This is a genomic window from Rufibacter roseus, from assembly GCF_001647285.1.
Lineage (GTDB): Bacteria > Bacteroidota > Bacteroidia > Cytophagales > Hymenobacteraceae > Nibribacter > Nibribacter roseus.
The window spans coordinates 428,672-448,810 of the sequence record NZ_LRML01000002.1; the positions used below are offsets into that span (position 1 = coordinate 428,672).

13 protein-coding genes are annotated in these 20,139 nt (G+C 46.8%); 2 read left to right on the forward strand and 11 right to left on the reverse strand.

Annotated features, from left to right (window positions below; genetic code table 11):
* Positions 1-16 precede the first annotated feature (16 nt).
* The 7 genes from A8O23_RS03655 to A8O23_RS03685 all read right to left on the reverse strand — a co-directional run bounded on the left by A8O23_RS03655 (position 17) and on the right by A8O23_RS03685 (position 7,799).
* Positions 17-868, reverse strand: coding sequence for a DUF5777 family beta-barrel protein (locus A8O23_RS03655; RefSeq protein WP_239693327.1), 852 nt, complete (start codon positions 866-868; stop codon positions 17-19).
* 38 nt (positions 869-906) lie between these two features.
* Positions 907-1,476 carry a YceI family protein gene (locus A8O23_RS03660; RefSeq protein ID WP_066616677.1) on the reverse strand — a complete coding sequence of 190 codons (570 nt, stop codon included), beginning with the start codon at positions 1,474-1,476 and terminating at the stop codon, positions 907-909.
* Positions 1,477-1,544: 68 nt separating this feature from the next.
* A complete protein-coding gene (locus A8O23_RS03665) occupies positions 1,545-1,940 on the reverse strand; it encodes a hypothetical protein (protein WP_066616689.1) in 396 nt (131 codons plus the stop codon).
* A gap of 63 nt (positions 1,941-2,003) precedes the next feature.
* Positions 2,004-2,423, reverse strand: coding sequence for a CHRD domain-containing protein (locus A8O23_RS03670; protein WP_066616691.1), 420 nt, complete (start codon positions 2,421-2,423; stop codon positions 2,004-2,006).
* A gap of 133 nt (positions 2,424-2,556) precedes the next feature.
* Positions 2,557-3,945, reverse strand: coding sequence for a hypothetical protein (locus A8O23_RS03675; protein ID WP_153042060.1), 1,389 nt, complete (start codon positions 3,943-3,945; stop codon positions 2,557-2,559).
* A complete protein-coding gene (locus A8O23_RS03680) occupies positions 3,923-4,489 on the reverse strand; it encodes an RNA polymerase sigma factor (protein WP_239693328.1) in 567 nt (188 codons plus the stop codon). The genes A8O23_RS03675 and A8O23_RS03680 overlap by 23 nt, the downstream gene beginning before the upstream one ends.
* Positions 4,490-4,811: 322 nt before the next feature.
* On the reverse strand, positions 4,812-7,799 hold the full coding sequence (locus tag A8O23_RS03685) for a PAS domain-containing sensor histidine kinase (RefSeq protein WP_066616701.1): 2,988 nt from the start codon (positions 7,797-7,799) through the stop codon (positions 4,812-4,814).
* Positions 7,800-8,106: 307 nt separating this feature from the next.
* On the opposite strand from A8O23_RS03685, the gene A8O23_RS03690 reads away from it, so the two are divergent.
* Positions 8,107-11,991, forward strand: coding sequence for a phosphodiester glycosidase family protein (locus tag A8O23_RS03690; RefSeq protein ID WP_066616704.1), 3,885 nt, complete (start codon positions 8,107-8,109; stop codon positions 11,989-11,991).
* A 29-nt stretch (positions 11,992-12,020) separates the two neighbouring features.
* Positions 12,021-12,539 (forward strand): hypothetical protein, encoded by a 519-nt coding sequence (locus A8O23_RS03695; RefSeq protein WP_066616706.1) that lies wholly within the window; start codon positions 12,021-12,023, stop codon positions 12,537-12,539.
* A 390-nt stretch (positions 12,540-12,929) separates the two neighbouring features.
* Here the strand turns inward: A8O23_RS03695 and A8O23_RS03700 are convergent, their stop codons facing one another.
* From A8O23_RS03700 to A8O23_RS03715, 4 genes are all read right to left on the reverse strand, one after another.
* A complete protein-coding gene (locus A8O23_RS03700; protein ID WP_066617018.1) occupies positions 12,930-14,216 on the reverse strand; it encodes an amidohydrolase family protein in 1,287 nt (428 codons plus the stop codon).
* 60 nt (positions 14,217-14,276) lie between these two features.
* On the reverse strand, positions 14,277-17,330 hold the full coding sequence (locus A8O23_RS03705; RefSeq protein ID WP_066616708.1) for an amidohydrolase family protein: 3,054 nt from the start codon (positions 17,328-17,330) through the stop codon (positions 14,277-14,279).
* A gap of 292 nt (positions 17,331-17,622) precedes the next feature.
* Positions 17,623-19,173 (reverse strand): amino acid permease, encoded by a 1,551-nt coding sequence (locus tag A8O23_RS03710; protein ID WP_066616711.1) that lies wholly within the window; start codon positions 19,171-19,173, stop codon positions 17,623-17,625.
* A gap of 352 nt (positions 19,174-19,525) precedes the next feature.
* Positions 19,526-20,011, reverse strand: a complete 486-nt coding sequence (locus tag A8O23_RS03715) for a hypothetical protein (RefSeq protein WP_153042061.1) — start codon at positions 20,009-20,011, stop codon at positions 19,526-19,528.
* Between the last annotated feature and the right edge of the window lie 128 nt (positions 20,012-20,139).

Here is a 20,139-nt window from a genome sequence, read left to right on the forward strand (position 1 = left end):
GAAATACGTCTACTCTTTACCACTCCTCCCTCTTGTTCTTCAACTGGAAGACCCTAGATACATTAAACCCGAAATAAATGTCTCCTCTGGACCATTTGCCTCCGTTCTGCGGAATGAAGAATTTCTCTACCATGCCCTGAGAATTTGTACACATAAGCTGAAAAACATGGCCGCCGGTTTCAATATCAAAACCCAAAGACAAGCTGTTGTGAAATTGCTCTGACTTTGTGTTCGGCAACAGGTAAAAATATTCGACATTGACAGAAGTACGCTTCGTCAGCTTAAATCGTCCACCTGCACCGGCAGCCCATATGTTGTTTTCACCTGTAGGTGTTTCTACCAAATTACGGTGTAGTAATGTAGGAGCCAGTTGCAAGGATAATCTTTCAGAAAATTTTCGAGCAATGAGAAATTGATACGTGTAGGTAAGCCTATGGGCGGGCTTGTAGTTATTCTCCGGAACAAACCATTCTTGTGTTTTAACCCCTATAGTAGTAAGAGCGGTAATAGAAAAGGGCATGCCCATTGTCTGTTGCTGCAAAACCCGGTACTTCAGAAATCCATCGTACGTTTTTTCCAGAGAGCTTCGGCCAATACCAAAAGTAAAATCATCAGAAATACCGTATTCAAGACCCAACCGAATGGTTGCCTGATCAAGGCCAAAGAAATGATATGCCCCGCTGTTTAAGGTACCAAACCGGTGCGAAATCAGAAACAGCAACTCTCCTGCTCCGTTTGTTTCTACTGTATGGCCATTTATAAGCCTGGTAGCCTTAAACGTAGCTGACACCTTTTGCGACCCGGTACTATCTTGAGCAGCCGCCAGCTCCATGAGGTCTGGTTGAGAGAAGGCAATTGTGCCCTTCATACACAGAAAGAGCAGAATTAAGATTATCCGAGTGTTACTCATAAAGTGTTATTCCCGGTGTAAGGCTGGTACAACATATTCACTGTAATGTCTATTCTTTTGGCTATGTGATCCCTGACCAAAAATGGAATTTCTATGTCGAATTCCTGCGGAGTAATTGAAAAGGAGGCATTACCAAACAACTGTTTCCCTTTTACTTCAAGAGTAGCCTCTGTTTTCAAAGCCCGCTCTACCCCATGTATGGTCAGCAGCCCTTCCACTATAACTTTATACTTGCGGTCTTGCCCCAGATCTATGTTCGGCATATTCAAAACTTTGCCTTTGAAGGAGGCTTTCGGATACTTGTGGGACTCTACATAGTTCTCATTGAAGTGTTCTTGCATGAGTGATTTTTTAAATTTGAAACCAGTCATGGGCACAGAAAACACTAATTGGGCATTAGACAGATCAATAAAAGATACTACCTGCCTATTGTGTGCTTCTATGTCTTCTAAAGGTGCTTTAGAAAAAAAATAGATATGGCCAGTTTTAGTAAAGTATCGGGTTTGACCTTTTACTGATACCAATGCGCCAAAAATAAGGCTAATCAAAAGCAACAATTTTAGCATAAGCAGTAACCTAAGGCTAGATAGAAGAAGGGGGTATTTGTAACCCCTTCTTCTATCTAGCGGATTAATTAGTTATTAAGAGCACCGTCATCTACCCATTTCCTTATTTTGGCGATGTTACAGTCAGAAAGTTTAGCCCCACCTTGAGGCATGGCCGGAAACCCTGCAGCATGGGTAATAACCCCTACAAGTTTGCCATTAAGTGCTTGGGCTCTGACTCCGGCGTATGTGTCTAACACTACTCCCCCTGATGCGACTGAGGTGTTATGGCAACTATTGCAGCTAGAAGACATAATGGAAGATATAGTGTTAGAGTAAGTTACAGAGCTGGTGACACATGGCGGAGGTTGATTGGTGGGAGGCGTGGTGGGTTTCACATCTTCTTCTTTGTCACTTGCACAGGCGGCCAGCAACGGCAAAGCAATAGACAGCACTATGAATTTCAGGAATTGAGGCTTTTTCATAAAAGTTCATGAGGAAAATTGAGATAGAACTCAAAAGGTGTAGAAACGGACTTCAAGGAAAACCTACTGAGTAACTTGTCCCCTTAGCTCACCTGCAGGAAACTGGCTGCTATGAATATTCACGTACCAATTACCCGCTAACAAATCAGCCTCCTGTTCTGTGGTCAAAGGAGCAGTTTGGGAATTTATAGGACTGGTGTATGGACTTGCCCCTATACCTACTGCCACTGGCCCACTTGCCCCGGCAGCTCCTTTGTGAAAGTGCATATTTGTGGGGGTGATGCCAGTAAAGGTAATATTGTAAGACAGCACCTTCGTATTTTTATCATAAGTACCAGAAAAGGTGCCTGTAGCTTGAGAATTATTGGCAGGCACCTCATTGGCACCAGACAAAGTGCTGTTTTTGAATTTCACTAGGTGGCTTTGGTCATCTTCATCATCATTGCCGCAACCAGATAGCAAAACAGATAAAAAGAGAAACATCACTAGCTTAAAAGTTGTGTGATTACAAATAGTTTTCATGTTAGAATGGGAAAGGTTTTAAAAATGTGTAGACAATAACATACCACCCAGCACATTTTGAGTGCTGCCACAAGGAATCAGAATTTATACTTGATTAAGGCCTTAGCCCTAGAGAATAGCCAACTGAAAAGAAAACACCGGCGCTGCTCAATTTGATTTTACCGGCCCCTACACCAGTCAATGGAATTTTAGCAAACGGTTCCGCCCCCACTGAAAAAGCAGTTGACAACGCTTTCGAGTACACTACTGACACGTTTTGAACAGCAAACAAGTGCTGATTCTGATTCTCTACCTCCCATGTCTTTTTAGAATAATAGTCACCGTAGCCTGAAGTGTATTTGTATGTGGACGTATAGCGTTCACTGAGCATGATATAACTGGAAATACCCGTCTGCACCGCAACACTGCTGCTCTGGCCTGCCCATACCTTATATCTAATGTTTAGCGGCAAATCAAGAACTTTACAGGTGGCATCTATGTAAGTCAGTTCTCCAGAGCCACTGTAGTAACCGCCTGCCCCTGAGTAATCATTGGGCAGGGCGCTGTAAACTTTGTTTGCCAATACGGCACCGGTCACAAAGCTGAACTTCTGCGTAATAGGCACCACCATGATTAATCCACCATTCACACTAATGCCATCTACCCCTCTAAAATTTACGGTAGTAAAATCAGGTGCAACGGCCAAAGCGATCTGGATTGATTTAAAAAAATAAGAGGCCTCCTTCTGCGCCTTCTCCTGCTTGTCCTCTTTGTGCGTGGCAGAGGCAAAATGCTCCGAAAGAGAATCTTCTACCATAACTTCTACCTGAAGAACTTTATAATCATCCTCATTCTCTTCTGCTGCCAACTCACCTGCAGAGATACTACCTCTTAATTCTGCGGCTTTGTCTTTTGCTAGAACATCAAGAAGTGTGACTTCACCTAGTTGCTCTGTTTGCTTCTCTTCCTTTGTTAACTCTGTGTCAGTTGAATCATAAAGGTGCACAGACACCATTTCTCTTGCAGGAGGGCTTGGTATTCTCCACTTCCAGCTAATTGAATTTGAAGTTTTTACATCTTTTTTAATTACGTTTCTAACTGCCAATTTATTTGCAGCATTCTTTATGCCATTTGTTTTAGTGATTGTTTTACCTGGCCAGTTCTGGTTCAGAATAGCTTTCTTCTGCTTCCTGCTATTTCTCTCTTCACCTTCAGGGTCACTTTTTAACACGTCAGTAGTTGCTGATGCTGGAGTTTGGCTTAATGCCTGCGCAGATTCTGAAAAAGACGATGAACTGAACTTATAAACCGTCAACAAGCTGATCATAACCAACAAGAGAAACACTGAGAGAACCCCTTTCAAGTACCTGCTCCTGGTCTGTGCGGCCTCTAATTTAAGGTCCATATCTTTCCAGGCCTCCGGGTCAAATGGGGGATCTACCTGCTCTGCCGACTCTTTAAACAGACGGTCCAGCTCTTCGTCAGACATATTCTTCCAACTCATCTACCCTATTTTTTTTTAGCACTTCTCTTAAATTGGCTCTCGCCTTTGATAAATTAGACTTTGAGGTACCCACAGAAATTCCTAAAACCTCAGCTATTTCTTCATGGGTGTAGCCATCTATCACAAACAGGTTAAATACAGTTTTATAGGTAGGCGACAACTGCTGCACTAAGCTCAGTAGGTATTCATAGTTCAAGGCACTTACAACATCAACCGTATCTGCCACGGGCAAAGCAGAATCTAAATCTGCCGCATGGTAATGCTTAAGGTTATGACGGTAGTTATCTAAAGCGGCATTGATCATAATGCGTCTAACCCAGCCTTTGAAAGGTTTGTCTGGTGAATAATGTTTGAGTTTGGTAAACACCTTCATGAACCCGTCATTCATGACTTCCTTTGCTTCTTCTACATTTTTGCTGTAGCGCAAACAAATACTCATGGCGTAGCCAAAGAAATGCTTGTAAAGCTTTCTTTGTGCTTCGCGGTTGTTGATCAGACAACCGCGAAGCATTTCTGCCAATGCTTTGCTTTCCGCTTCGTTCACAGTTTCTGTATTTGCCTGCCCATCACGGAGTAAGTTCAGAAATGGTTGCCTTCATTTGTTGAAAACATCAACTTTTTTTTCTGTCTAAGAATTGTCTGAGTGAAAGAGCAAGCCAGCATTGATGAAATCTGCCTTGGCGGGTATTTTAAGCAGTTATATAGGAGAGATGACGTTATGTCTTAATGATTTTATTGCCCCTAATTGATTTTTCGTTTTAGGGCTACTTTCTCAAAAGCAGGTAAAAAACAGAACCCCTGACCAAAGAATTTAACATGGTCAGGGGTTTCTAATCTTTGAAAAAAGCCATTGTAAAATCAGGCACCTAATTCTTTAGCATGGGCAGGCTTACTTTGAATATGGAGCCAATACTTGGCTCACTTTCTACATGAACCTGACCACCTAGCGCCTCAGCCTGGGTTTTCACAAGGTAAAGACCCAAACCACGCCCTCCCACATGAAAGTGGAAGCGTTTATACAATCCAAAAAGGTTCTTTCCTTCTTTGGCTAGATTGATACCTAAGCCATTGTCTTGCACTGAAAGATAAAGCATGTCTTCTGCGGGTGACTTTTCGGCAATCAACCGCACCTGAAGCGGATGATCAGGGGATTGATATTTAACGGCATTGGTCAACAAGTTGCTGACAATACTGCTGAGGTAACTTCTAATAGAGCCTACTTCCTTGATGCCGTTTAATTCTACCGTCACCTGTTTGGCGCTATCATTCGGCAGCACCTGTAATGCCTGCTCTATGACTTCTGGCAGTAAAACAGTTTCTCTCATTTCTACTGCCCCCGTACGCAGGCTCAGCAAATCATTTAAATCCCGAATAATGGCATCAAGGTTTTGGGCGGTTTTCTGGAGCCTTTCTGTTAAGGCTATCCGCATTTCGGGGCTATCAGTTGTACCTAACAGTGAGGTCAAGCCTAATACATTAGCCACCGGTGAGCGTAAGTTATGCGATACAATATAAGTAAACTGCTCTAAGTGCCTGTTCCGGCGCAGCAATTCTTCAGTTAACTGGGCACGTTCCTCCTCGGCCCTTTTCTGTTCCGTTATTTCCGTTTCTATAACTATAAACTTCTTGCTGCCCCCCGTTTCTTTGTCTATGATAGGTGTTACATCCAATTTAGACCAATATATCTCCCCTGCCTTGTTGCGGTTCTGCACCTCCTGAACAAAGGGTTTGTCAAGCGCTAGCTTCTCTCTGATGGAATTTACTTTATCTGAGCTGGTGGCAGGGCCTGCCAGAAAATCACCCGGTCTGCAGCCTACCACTTCTTCCAAGGTATAACCTGTCACTCTGGTAAAGCCTTCATTCACCCACTCAATGCGGGCCATGTCATCGGTAATATACACGGAGTTTACTGTCTTGCTAGCGACTAATGACAGCTTTTTCAGTTCTGCTTCTGTCTTTTTTCTATCATTTATTCCCCTGAAGTAAACGGACACCCCTTCTTCTGATGGATAGGCGCTTACATCTATCCAAAGATTTGCTGGTTTATATAATGTCTCAAAATGCACCGGCCTCTGCTCAGATAGCCCCTGTTGATATTGGGCATAAGATTCAGAGAAATCTTGAGCGGGAAATATTTCACGGAAATCTTGACCTAGCAAACCATTGCGTGTTAGCCGCATTACTTGCTCAAATTCTTTGTTTACATAGGTAAACTTCCAATCTTTATCAATGGTGAAGAAAGCATCTTTGATACTTTCCAGTGTATTATGCAATCTTTTAGCTGTTGCCTCCAGTAACAACTGCTGCTCTTTTGAAGCCGTCACATCTTTGGCTATACCATAGGCACCTACTACTTCACCGTTTACAACAATGGGTATTTCGGTGTAATTAAAGTAACGATATACGTTGTTGTGCCCTATTAGTGAGCTCTCTCCTGAAATGGACTCGCCACTTAATACTCTCTTGAACTCCGCCTTTACTTTTTCAAGGGTCTCAGGGTTCGCATAGTCATAAAGATGCTTCTTTGTAAGCTCTTCTTCCGTAAGACCAAATAAATCCAGCGTTACTTTGTTTGCAGAGGTATAATACCCCTTAGTGTCTAAAGAATACACCGCGTCTGGGTTGAGGTGAAACAGCGCCTTATAACGCTGTTCGCTTTCCTGTAGCATTAGCTCCGCCTGCTTACGCTCTGTTATATCTCGGCTGTTAGCAATAATACCTCTGATGTTTGGGTCTTCTAAGCAATTGGTAACGGTAGACTCTAGCCAACGCCATTCACCCGAGGAGTTTAAAAAGCGGAAAGGCTCTGTCTTAACTACATGACATTGTAAGACCTCTTCAAAGACTTTTTGCAACCCAGAAATGTCTTCAGGATGTATATATTCATATGAACTTTTCCCAATAAAAGATTCTGGACTGTAACCCAATATTCGGTGCGAATTAGCACTTGCAAAAATATATTCCCCCGCTGCGGAAAGAATTGCAATTAAATCCGCCCCTTGTGAAAGCAGTGCCTGCAAGCGCATTTCTGTTTCTTCTTTAAACCGCTCGCTTGCCAACAATTGGGTTTTATCACGGGCAATACAAATAACTTTTTTTGCTTCTATTAAAATTGAAGAAGACCAAGAAAGATGCACTACCGACCCATTTTTGTGAAGGTAGCGGTTCTTAAAATTTGTGATGACTGCAGAGGCTGAGGACTGTAACTTAGCCGTGCTATCATCTGTAATTGCAATATCATCCGGATGAATAAAAGATAAGTAACTTTTACCTATCATTTCCTCAGGCAAATATCCTAGTATTGATTGGGAGGCATTATTAACCCTCAAGAAAACACCTTGCAGATCAAAGGTGCAGATCAAATCTGCAGAACGATCTTGCACTAGCTGAAGATCAGCTAAAGTACTCTGAAGCTGCTGCTGCTGTTTGATAAGCTGCTCTTGAGAATGATAGTGCGGCCGCATATCCCGGATGTACACGCTGGTAAACACCTCGCCCCCAGAACAAGTAAATGCCTTGGCCTTAACCTCTACCAGCAAATGAGAGCCATTGGCGTGCTGCATCAACACCTCTCCCTGAAATTCACCATTCAGCCTCCTTTCTTCAAGGGCAGTCAGCCAACGCGGATCTTCAGGTACCATCAGCACATCCCGACCAAGTTTCATGAGAAACTCTGCGCTTCTACCCACCAACGAACATAGGGCTTGGTTGGCGTACAGAATAGTGCCCTCAGGTTTCAATAGCAGCGTTGGCTCTGGGCTGTTATCAACCAAGGCATAGAACAATTGTAAATCTACAGGTGCAGTTCGCTTTTGTTCACCTGCCTCTACTGAAGCGGTTATCGCATCCTCCATGGCTTCAATCTTCCTCTTTCTGTGAATACCGCTCTAGGCAGCTTTAAGTGAGTATGAATCAATATTTTCTATTATACAAAAGTACAATTGAAGGAAATAGATTCCATCAAATATCAAAAGTATTCTTATAAATTTTTATATAACACATCTATGTGCACCGCGTTTGCAAAAGGAAGTATTTAAAGCTCTCTATGCAAAAAAGAAAGAAATTTAGAAGGCCTTCCGTTTTATAATATGTATTTTTCCAGCACCAAAATGTTTGATGTGCTGGTGCACATTTACTCTTCTGTGTCAGTTCCAAAAACTAATGTATAGGTCTCCTCCGCTTTCCATGAATCTACAGCAGTCCTTCGGTACCAAAGCTTTTCTTCTTCTATTCTGTTGCTTTACAGCTATAACTTCTGCCTTTGCCCAACAGAAGCTCAACTGGCAGCCCCGCCAAGACCTGAACATTCTTCTGCCTCCTTCGGTGCAGGTGTATGAAGCTTACGGCAAGTTAGCCGATGGCGCCCCCATTCATGCCATGTACACCCTCATTGATTTAACCGATGAGAACCTGAAATTCAGGGTAGTGGGCGACAATAAAACCCGGTACAGCACCAAAGAATTTGTTCAGCAGCAGAAAGCCATACTTGGTATCAACGGAGGGTACTATGCCGCCAATGGATCTACCAGCCTGATGGTGCAGGACGGAAGAGTATTGGCTCAGCCACCAGCCCCTGCCGCAAAAGGTGCCTTTGGAATAGTAAACGGTAAACCAGATGTAACCTGGAACTACAACTTCAGTGGTCTTGCCTATTCATTTCCAGACCCCTCTCCCGCAGCAGCCAAGCAGCAAACAGTTGCCCAGCTTTGGCCTGCTTCTCAGGCAATTGGAGGAGGTCCTGTTTTGCTTGAGAATGGTAAGATAAAAGTTACTTCCAAACAAGAAGGGTTCGGAGGCAGTCACTTATGGCGGCACCCTCGCACCGCCGCAGGCTACCTTGATAGCACCACCGTCATCTGGATGGTAGTGGACGGCAGGCAGCAAGGTAGTGCGGGAGTGACTCTGGAGGAGCTTGCCCAAATTTTCTATGACTTAGGTACCCAAGAAGCGGTAAATTTAGATGGCGGCGGCTCTTCACAAATGATTGCCTTAGATGAAGTAGTAAACCTTCCCGAAGGAAATCGGAACGTGCTTCGTCGTAATGCTTCCGCTATGGTGTTGCTTCAGGAAAATACATCTGCCCCCAGACAAGTCTTTATTTATGACACCGAGAGTCATTCTTACTATGAGCGAGGTCTCTGGCAGAGTTCTAACCTTCCTAATTTCTATGGCTCCACCACCGCCAGGGTAGCTAGTATTTCCGATGAGCCCGCTTCGGTAAAGTATCAGTTTGATAGCCTTGCCGACGGGCATTATCAAGTGGCAGCCTGGTGGCCCGCGCACCAAAACCTATCAGAAAAGGTATCTTATGTTCTGCACCACGGCACCCGGCACGATACCATTACAGTAAACCAAGCTTCTTTTGAAGGGTTAGGCAAATGGAATGTGCTAGGCAACTTCAATCTGTCTAAAGGCGATTATCTTGAATTATTAGTTCAGGGACAAGGGAAGCAAGTCGCCGCCGACGCGATCCGGTTAGTGCACCAAGGTCCTACCCGTGGCGATGTGCGACTGGCAGTTATCAGTGATCTGAACAGTAGCTACGGAGACACCACCTATGAGGCTCAAGTGGGCGAAACGTTAAGACGACTACCAAGCCTATGGAAACCTGATATGGTGATTGCCGGTGGCGACCTGGTGGCTGGGCAAAGCCGACAACTGACTGATGCACGCCTAAAAGCCATGTGGGCAGGTTTTGACCGCACCATTTTTCAACCGCTGCGCAAGGCACAGATACCCTTTGCGTTTACCATTGGCAACCACGACGGTTCCGGTGGCGGCGGCTTTGAGCGGGAACGTGCCGTCACCCAAAATTTCTGGAAGAATCCTAAAAACCACCCTGGCCTACAGTTAGTAGACAGCACCCACTTCCCTTTCTATTACTCTTTTGAGCAAAACGGTTTGTTCTTTGTGAGTTGGGACGCCTCTGACGCTTCTATTTCAGACCAGGAACTGGAGTGGGTAAGACAAGCATTTACTTCACCTGCAGCCAAGAAAGCGCCAATGCGAGTATTGGTTGGCCACCTGCCGCTGTACGGCGTGGCGCAAGAGCGGGACTCTCCTGGCAATGTACTTCGCCAGCCCGAGAAACTGCAGGCCCTGCTGGAGGAACTGGGGGTGCGCATGTACATCAGTGGTCATCACCACGCTTTCTACCCCGGCAAACGAGGGCAAGTGGAACTGCTAAATGCCGGCGCGCTGGGCTCAGGCCCGCGTAAATGGCTTACTACGCCTGCTACCTCACCACATACCATCACGTTGGTTGATTACTTTAGCGAGAAAGACAGCATTGCCTATACTACCTTTGATGTAGGGAACATTGTCCAGAACCAGCTACCTGAGTTTGACGAGAAAATTCTTCCTCCTCTTATTTACGGGGAAAACGGCTTTATCCGCCGTCGTGATGTTGCCCCAACAAGCCTAGCCAGCGGAAAACTATCAGCCACTCATTTAGGTACAGGCGCTCCGGCTACACCAGGCGAAGGCGAAGTATCAGCCAAATTACAAAATGGGCAGTTAAAATTAGAGGCGTTTTGGAGCTTTTTTTTGAAAAACAAGGCAAAAACAGACTTGAGGCTAAGCTTGTACCAAGGCCGCCATGGCGCTGAAGGTACTCACGTTGCTACCTTCACACCACATAAAACCAGCCGAAAGAAAATTGAATTTGAAGCTACATTACCCGGTAAATTTGGGTTTGATGAACTGTTGGGTGCTGGTGGTTTTTACGTAATACTACATAGCCCTGACTCTAGCAAAACCTTTGCGCGGGCGCAGCTCTACCCTGTTTCAAACACTGCTCCGGTTGCTCCTGCTTTTTTATCGCACCAGCCCCGGCACGTGTACGCCATCCGGAAAACAGAGGCCCTGTTCCCGATTACATGGGCTCCAGCCACTGACCCCGACCAAGACCCTGTTACCTACACTTATCAGGTTTCAGCCACCCCTGACTTCAAAAGTGTTGCCTGGAATTATTCTACAGGCAAAGCTACTTCGGTAAAAGTAAAGGAAGAGGCGTGGCGCCAGTTTTTAGCCGGCGTAGCTCCAGGCGAAGTGAAGACTATTTACCATCGGCTTGTCGTGTCTGATGGTAAGAACATATCTGCCGGTCCTGCCGTGGCGCTACAGCTTACCACCAGCAACCAATCGGTAACAGGACCAGTGGAAGTAGAAGCCCCAAACTGGGTTGCTAAAGGCACCTTAGGACCCAATGTAGTTGCCCCGCATGGCATTACCACCAGCGGTAACGGAAACATCTGGATTGCCAGTTATACCACCGGAATACATGTACGAAAACCAGATGGCAGTCCATTTCCGCTAACCTCAAAAGCTCTAGTTTTAGCACCTGATAATACAGGCCATATCAAAGCTATTCGGCTAGAGGAGGGAGAGATTCAGGCCGTAAGTTTACGGGGCATTAGCCAAGACGCTGATGGTCATGTGCTGGTAATTGTAAACAACAACTACTTGATCAAGCTCCATCAAGAGACAGGAGAACCCTTAGCTTACTGGAAAGGGCCCACTACTATTGGCCAGGCCACAGCCGCCGCAGATGGTACCGTGGTGGCTACCACCGTTACCACCGAAGGGCATTCTACCATTCTGCAGCAAACGGGCAAAACTTACAAGGCTACTCCTATTACCTTGCTTTCAGGCAGACCGTTGGCCCGCACTAGTCAAATAAGCGCTGATGGCAAAACTTTATACATACCTAGTGCCACTGACCCGGGTATTTGGGTATTTAACCGAAGCCAAACTGGCTTTACGCCCGGCGAACGCCTTACTAATACCGCTGCTGGTTCCAATGCCATTGCCCGGCACGCCAACGGCTCAATTTGGCTTGTAGTGAAATCAGACGGATTCGGGGCAGCCCAGCTACAAATGGTAGATCCAGAGAAAGGCCGGTATTGGGCCCTTCCCCTGCCTGCCCTGGCCAAAGAAGGCGGCTTTGACGAAGCCCGTGGCCTCACCTTCAGCCCCGATGGCAAGACGTTATATATTGCTGGGTATGATACGGGTAAGATTTATGTGTATCAGTTACAGGAGTAGAATCTTTTTGATTTAAGTTAGGTCATATTATGATGAAAAAAGCAATTATCTTTTTTATGTTTTTGATAACAGGCCTAAATGCTCATGCTACTGTTCAAGTTCCTGACCTTTTACTAATTGGTAAGGATACAATATTTTTATATTCATTTCCTCTAGAAAACTTCTTAGAACATAGGCCTTTTGGCTTTACATCTGATTCTTTAAGGAGTACAAATTGCTGGAGAGGCTATCAGGCAATCTGGAGATTAGTGAACGATACTTTATATCTGGAAAGAATCCGAAGATGTGAATCGGATAAAATCCAGGGGGACGAAAACATATATGCTTTATTTGAAAAGAATAAGTTAGAAGGGACGTTTTCAAAGGGTAAGGTAGTTGCTTACTGGTATGATAAAACTTTAATACAATACTTACTACCGAAGGGAATTCCTAACTATAAAAATGAGATTTATCTCTGGGAAAAGAAAGACAAGAATAAAAAGAACACAATACTCAGGTTGAAGTTTGAAAAAGGAGTACTAAAAGTGAACAATTTGCAAAAAGAATAACGTGGCTTAACAAGTGATGAACTTCATGTCAAGGATGATGGCTTTGCACTCTGTTTATACAAGTCGCTATTTGTTGTTAGACGTTAAATCATCAACACTTGATGCGAAGCAAAACACTCAATCTCCGAGGGGCTGGGTAGGTTCAATTTTCGTTATTTGCATAGAGTTAGCGGAAGCGCTCTACGCACTTCCAGATAAACAATCTCCTGATAAGCGTTGCTGCGCAAGCAGGAATTTGTGTTTTCGCATAAACCAATTAGCAACACCCATTGACACAGACACTGCCAGGTCTTTTGAGGTGCCGCTTCTGGCTTGTTTTCTGGTAAAAAGGCCTAAAACAGAAGAGCCGCCCATTGGGGCGGCTCTTCTGTTTTAACAGTGGCAGGAAGGCTACTTGCCTTGCTCATATTTACCGTTGAACTTCTCGTAGAGGTACTGCTGCTTATCGGTTAAATTAAGCTTGCGGCCCTGTATGAAAGCTAACCCTACTTTGTTCGTGCGCATGTCCAGCAAGTCGCCTTCTGATACCAATAAGGTAGCGTCTTTGCCTACTTCTACTGAACCCACTTTGTCCTCTACGCCCAAGATTTTAGCGGCGTTCAGACTAACGGAGGACAAGGCTTGCTCTTTGGTTAAACCGAAGGCAGCGGCGGTACCGGCAATGAAAGGAAGGTTACGAGTGCCGTGCAGGCTGGCGTCGTAATCCAGGCAGAACAAGATACCGGCTTGCTGCAGCAGACCTGGCATTTTGTAGGGCAGGTACACATCATCACCGGCACGGGCTGGCAGGGCGTGTACGCCAGAATAGATAACCGGAATGTTGTTCTCCTTCAGGAAATCTGCCACTACCAACGCATCTCCCCCACCTACAATCACAATGTTTTTCACCCCGGCTTTTTTCGCGAAGCGAACGCCTTCCACAATTTCTTTGCCGTAGTCGGCGTGCAGGAACAGGCGCTTGCTTCCGTCAAATAAACCGCCAAGTGAATTTAGTTTCAGGTTTTCGCGGTCGCGGGATTGCTTTAGGTATACGGAGGCGTCCCCTAATAGCGTCTCCAACTCGTTCAGAGCGTTGTCTCGGGCCTGCTTCCGCTGCTGCGCCGCGGGGCTGTTATCGCCGGCCACCAGCATAGAAGGCCATCGCAGGTGAATACCGCCATCGGCTTTCACCAAAGCATCTTCCCAGTTCCAGGCGTCTAGTTGTACCACTGAAGAGGAGCCGGAAACCATGCCGCCGACTGGGGTTACCTGCGCCAGCAGCACCCCGTTAGACCGAAGCGTGGGCGTGATGTCAGAATCAGTGTTGTACGCCACCACCGACCGCACATGCGGGTTGAAATTCCCTACTTCGCGCTGATCTAACGTTGCCCGCACAGATTCGATTTCAGTTAAACCTAATTGGCTGTTAGGCAGAATCAAGCCCGGATATATGTGCTTACCCGCCACATTCACGGTTTCATGCGCAGTGCCTTTAAAGCTAGTGGCCGGACCGGCATACGTGATTTTACCGTTGTCAAAAGCCACGGCGGCTTGCTCAATTACTTGTCCGTTGCCCACGTGCAAGGTAGCACCCACCAATACGGTAGGTTTCGTTTGCTTTGCAGCAGGAACCGGAACCTGTGCCCAGGCAGTAGCGCTCAGCAGCACCGATGCGAATAAGGCAGCCGCTCTTTTCATATTCATTTTATCCTTTTTATTCACCACGGAGCTTTTCATCAATTGCATGTCTCGTCCTCCTTATTTTTGGTGATACTCTGATTCAAAAAGACTCTCTTCAGTGCTGTTCTCCACGTCTTCGCAGTGCAGCACTTGCTGTCCGAACCTACGGCCCGACGGAGCCGGTTGAGTTTTCTCGCCGCGTGCTTTGGCCGCCAACATTTTCTGCACCAGGCGCAGGCGCTCCTTCTCCTGTGCTTCCTGCAAAGCTTTGTCAGCCTCCAGGTCGAAATAAACCGCGCCGTCTACAAAGGTTTTCTCAGGACGAGCGTAGATAGAGAGCGGATGCTCATTCCAGATCACCACATCAGCGTCTTTACCAGCCTTGAGGCTACCCACACGGTTGTCAATGTGCAGGAGTTTGGCAGGGTTCAGGGTCACCATTTTCAGGGCGTCTTCCTCAGATACTCCGCCGTATTTCATGGCTTTGGCAGCTTCCTGGTTCAGGCGGCGGGCCATTTCGGCGTCGTCTGAGTTGATGGCTGTGGTTACACCCACGTTGTGCATGATGGCGGCGTTGTACGGAATAGCGTCTTTTACCTCCATTTTGTAGGCCCACCAGTCAGAGAAAGTAGAACCACCGGCTCCGTGCTCCCGCATCTTGTCGGCCACTTTGTAGCCTTCCAGAATGTGGGTGAACGTGTTCACTTTAAAGCCCATTTGCTCGGCCACTTTAATCATCATGTTAATCTCAGACTGCACGTAAGAGTGGCACGTGATGAAGCGCTTATCGTTCAGAATTTCCACCAAGGCCTCCAGCTCCAGATCAGGACGTGGGGCGGCAGCTTTGGCTTTCTTAGATTTTGACAGTTTGTTGTAATCGGCCCAGGTTTTCTCGTACTCTTTGGCACGCTGGAAAGCATCTACCATTACCTGCTCCACCCCCATTCTTGTCTGCGGGAAGCGCACGTTGTACTGCGGCGACCGGTTGGAGTGCTTCACGTTCTCACCCAAGGCGAATTTGATAAAGCCGTCGGCCCCCTCAAACATGAGCTGCTCCGGCGCTTTGCCCCAGCGTAACTTAATCAGCGCCGACTGTCCCCCGATTGGGTTAGCCGAGCCGTGCAATAACTGGGAAGTAGTAACACCGCCCGCCAATTGGCGGTAAATGTTCACGTGCTCGTGGTTCACCACATCGGCCATACGCACTTCGGCGGTTACGGCTTGGGTGCCTTCATTTACACCGTCAAGCGCAATGTGTGAGTGTTCGTCAATAATGCCTGGGGTCACGTGTTTGCCGGTACCGTCAATGACTTTGGCGCCGTTGGCCGACAGGTTCTTGCCCACCTGCGCAATTTTACCGTTTTTGATCAGCACATCGGCATTCTCTAGTTTGCCTTCTTTCTCGTTTGTCCAGACGGTGGCGTTTTTAATCAGTACGGTTTCCGCTTTAGGCAGCTCTGTTTTACCGTAAGCAGCGAACGGATAAATCATTTGCCCCAGAGCCAAATCAACCGGAGCTTTAGCACGGGCTGAATCTTTGCGGGCTTGCTGAGTAGCGGCTTCTGACAGCTGCGCGTTCCATTTCACCATCTGGGCGTCGGTCAGTTGGGCTTCGCCCTGAAAGCCTTTATCGGTTTTCCAGCCGGTGAGCCTGATGCTTTCTTTGCCTCCCTTGATGGGCGCGAAAGCGAAGGTGACTATGTCATCGTGGAAAGTGAGCGAACCTTTAATGGTGTCTTGGGCCACTACCTTCAATTCGGGTTTGGCTGGGGTACCGGAAACAATCATGCGGCGCTCGGGCTGGTTTGCTATTTTAAGCGTGTACACTCCGCGGTAATCACCAGGGGTTTCGCTGACTTTATAACCTTCGCCCTGCACCCAGTTTTCTAGAATGAGCGTGGTGTTGTCGAAGAGGCCACCAGAAGTAACGATAAAGTTCGCTTGCATGCCTTCGCGCAACGCGCCTACCTGCTTTTCAGCTTTCACCAATTTGGCTGGCGTAGTGGTGAGGGCCTTCAAGGCTTCCTGCTCAGATAAACCGTACTGTACCGCCTTGCGCAGGTTAGTCAGGAACTTATTTTTCTCACGTAAATCAGCAGTGGTAAAGGCAATGGTCACGCCTTCCTTGGCCAATAAAGCCGGGTTAGCCGGAGCCATTTCCCAGTGCTTCAAATCGTCCAAATTCAGGCGGCGGGTCTCATACGGGTCTTCCACGTTGTAGGCGTCGGGGAAGTTAAGCGTGAGAATGAACGGAGCGTTAGTCTTCTTAATTTCCGGCAGCATCTGGTACTCATCGCCGATGCCTTTGAAGATGTACTGGTGTCCGAACTCATCGCCTACTTTGTCGGCACGAACGGCATTCAATTTATTGCTCACCTCAAAAATCTGCGGCAACTGGTTTGCCTGAGCAAACGCTTTGAGGGATAAATTCTGCTCTTTGTCTGGGTTCTTTTGGTTCCACTGGGCATCTAAATACGTCTGGCGCAGCAAGGCAATAGAACCCATGAGCGAGTTAGGGTATTCCTGCGTAGAGGAGCCTTTATCTAATGACAAAGCACCGGCGGCACGGTCCAGAAGAATGACTTGGTTCTCACGTTTGTTCGCCAATGAAACCAGTGCGGCGGTACCACGGGCAATACCGTCTTGGTGCACCGTTACTACCGCTCCGTAGCCTAGCTTGCGAAGCTCATCGGCGGCCTTTTGGTCAACCTTGAAGATTTCAACGGCATTGGTTTCCGGTCTGATGGATTGGTTCCAGTTGTAGGCGCCCTCCTTTTTAGACTCGGCCTGCGGCGGACTTCCCCAGCCACCGCGGTTGCTGGATACTGCCGGTAAGCCGTAGTTGCTGAAGGGGTCTACAAAGCCTGGATAAACAGTTTTGCCCTTCAGGTCGGTGACCAAAGCACCTTGCGGCACATTCACCTTCGTGCCTACAGCTACTACCTTGCCGTCTTTGATGACGAGCGTGGCGTTCTCGAGTTTGGTTTGGTGGTCTACGTAAATGGTGGCGTTGGTGAAAGCCCGTAAGCCGGAGCGTTCATCATAGACCCCATTGCGCGGAAACGTCTCCTGCGCCCGACTCTGCAGCGACAATGCCGCCACCGCCAGCACGGAGAGAATTACTTTCTTCATGGGTTTGTTTGTGGGTTTAGTTCTTTTGGGACACAAGACGTAAGACTCTAGACACAAGACCTCCTAAAAAAGAAAGAATTTATGCATGAAACTCTTCTCGCCTATTATCCAATAAAGATGCGAAAAATTCTGCTTTCTTGAACTAAGTTGTTACAACTCATTTGCATTCCTGTTTTTGGCTTAATTTCTTAAAAACAGTCCAAAAACAGAAAGCCCGCCGTAAAACGGCGGGCTTTCTGTTTTTGGATCATAAGAGAAGTCTTACATACTGTGTCTTATGTCTTGTGTCTAACTACAGATTTTGCTCTTTCCGGATAACGCTGTGTTTCTTACCGTACACGAAGTAGATCAGAACACCAATGGCCATCCAGCCCAGCAGTCGGTACCAGGTTTCGGCCGGAAGACCAGCCATCATGCCTAAGCACACCAAAATTCCCAAGATTGGCACCAACGGCACCAGCGGGGTTTTGAACGGACGAGGACGGTTTGGCTCTTTCACGCGCAGGTACCACACACCGGCACATACGATCACGAACGCCAGCAAGGTACCAATAGACACCAGGTGACCTAATTCATCTACAGAGAAAGCTCCGGCAACCACGGCGCAAATGGCACCGGTTAAGATGGTACTTACGTGCGGAGTTTTGAATTTAGGGTGCAGCCTACCGAAGATAGGAGGCAACAAACCGTCTCTTGACATGGTGAAGAAGATACGCGGTTGGCTCATCAACATCACCAACATGACCGATGAAAGACCGGCAATGGCACCAATCTTCACTAGGTCACGCAGGACGGTATACCCAGTTTTCTCAATACCAATGGCGATAGGCTCAGCCACGTTCAGCTGGCTGTAATGCACCATGGCCGTTAAAATACCAGACACCAATATGTACAGAACGGTACACACTACCAGAGATCCCAATATACCAATAGGCATGTCTTTCTGTGGGTTCTTTGCTTCCTGAGCGGTAGTAGAAACGGCATCGAAACCAATGTAGGCGAAGAAAATAACACCGGCGGCGCGAATAATACCGCTGATACCGTAGTCACCAAACTCACCTTTGTTTTCTGGCAAGAACGGGGTCCAGTTGGCGGCGGCCTCTTCGGTGTTACCGAAAATCCAGTTCAAACCAGCCATGATAAACAACAGAACCACGCCCACCTTGATCACAACGGCAATGTTGTTGAACTTGGCAGATTCGCTCATGCCTCTTACCAACAGAATGGTTACCAAAGCAATGGCCAAGGTAGCAACGAGGTTGAATATACCGGTTGCGTGCGGAAGCGTGGCAATGTCAACGCCCTGCTCGGCTAAAGAAGCGCCCAATTGCTCGGTAATACGCACCCAAGAGTTTGTACCCGGCAACTGCACCATCTCCACACCCGAAGCATTTGACCACTCAGGTGGTACGTTAATACCAAAGTCGCGGAGGAAGGAGACGACATAGCCAGACCAACCCACGGCCACGGTAGCAGCACCGAAAAGATATTCCAGAATCAAATCCCAGCCAATGATCCAGGCAATGAACTCACCCAGGGTGGCATAGCCGTAGGTGTACGCCGAACCGGCAATAGGAATCATAGAAGCGAACTCGGCGTAGCAAAGACCGGCAAACGCACAGCCCAAACCAGCCAGAATAAAAGCGAAGATAATGGCCGGACCGGTGTACTGGGCAGCCGCGCTACCTGTCAACACGAAAATACCCGTCCCGATGATGGCCCCGATGCCCAGCGCTACCAGGTTCCCAGGCCCCAGCGTCCGTTTCAGGTTGTGCTCGCCCTCAATAAAGGCGTCTGCGCTAAGCTTGTCAATTGACTTCCTAGCGAAAAGTTGGTTTGCCATAAATAGGTGTAAAAGTTAGGGAATAGTTTGTTTGTTGTATGGTTGTAAAAGGCTTGAAGGGGCTAATATAATTACTTTTTGGCAGAACCAATGAAGTATACACCTTAAGTAGCAGAAATTAGGGTGTAGGTGAAAGGGCAAAAACTAGTCCCTCTTTTCGGCTTATTTTCTGAAATACAGACCGAAAACACAATCTATGTACACAAAAAACAAGGCAAGTTGGGTTTCCCTATAATTTAAAACGAAAACCGCCGTTCAGCAACCCATTCATTCCAAACCCAAATTCAGCAAAGACTGAACTGCGTTCCCCGTAAGAAACTCCTACTGCTGTAAAATGGAAGGATGGGGCTCGTTATGGCTCATTCATCAGTTTATCTCCGTGAAACCATTCATCTGTCGTTCCAAATGCTGTTCCGAAGGCTCCGCCCGAGTAATACTTTACTTTATTTTCTTGCCTCCAGGTAATATTCAGGAACATCATTACGCTGTAGTAGCGGGAATCTTTGATTCGCACCACTTTCTCTGGCGGCACCGTGCCCGGGGCTTTGCCGGATTTATAGCGCCCCTCTTCCGTTATCCGGTTATAGGTACCAGAAAAGCCTAACTCTATTTTTTCGGTTAGATTGTAAGAAAGCCCCAGAAACAGTGGACCAATCACTTTGTCTTTTTCATATTCTATATCAGACCAACCAGAAAAGAAATTAGAACCAAGGTCTGGTAAAGACCAAAAGCCGTACCCTAGCCTGATACTTACTTTGTGTGGATTTTCCTGAGCCGAGGTCACCATAGAAATTAGCAGGCAACAGCCCAACAGCAGCAGAGTTTTACTTGACTTCATGGCGCGGGGGTATATGTATTAGTTAATAAGGTAGCAATTTTTCCAATTTTTGTTTTCGGCCTGTTTTCTGAAAAACAGCTTGAAAACAATATTTACCTGCCAACCCATCACAAACTTTGTCTTAAGTA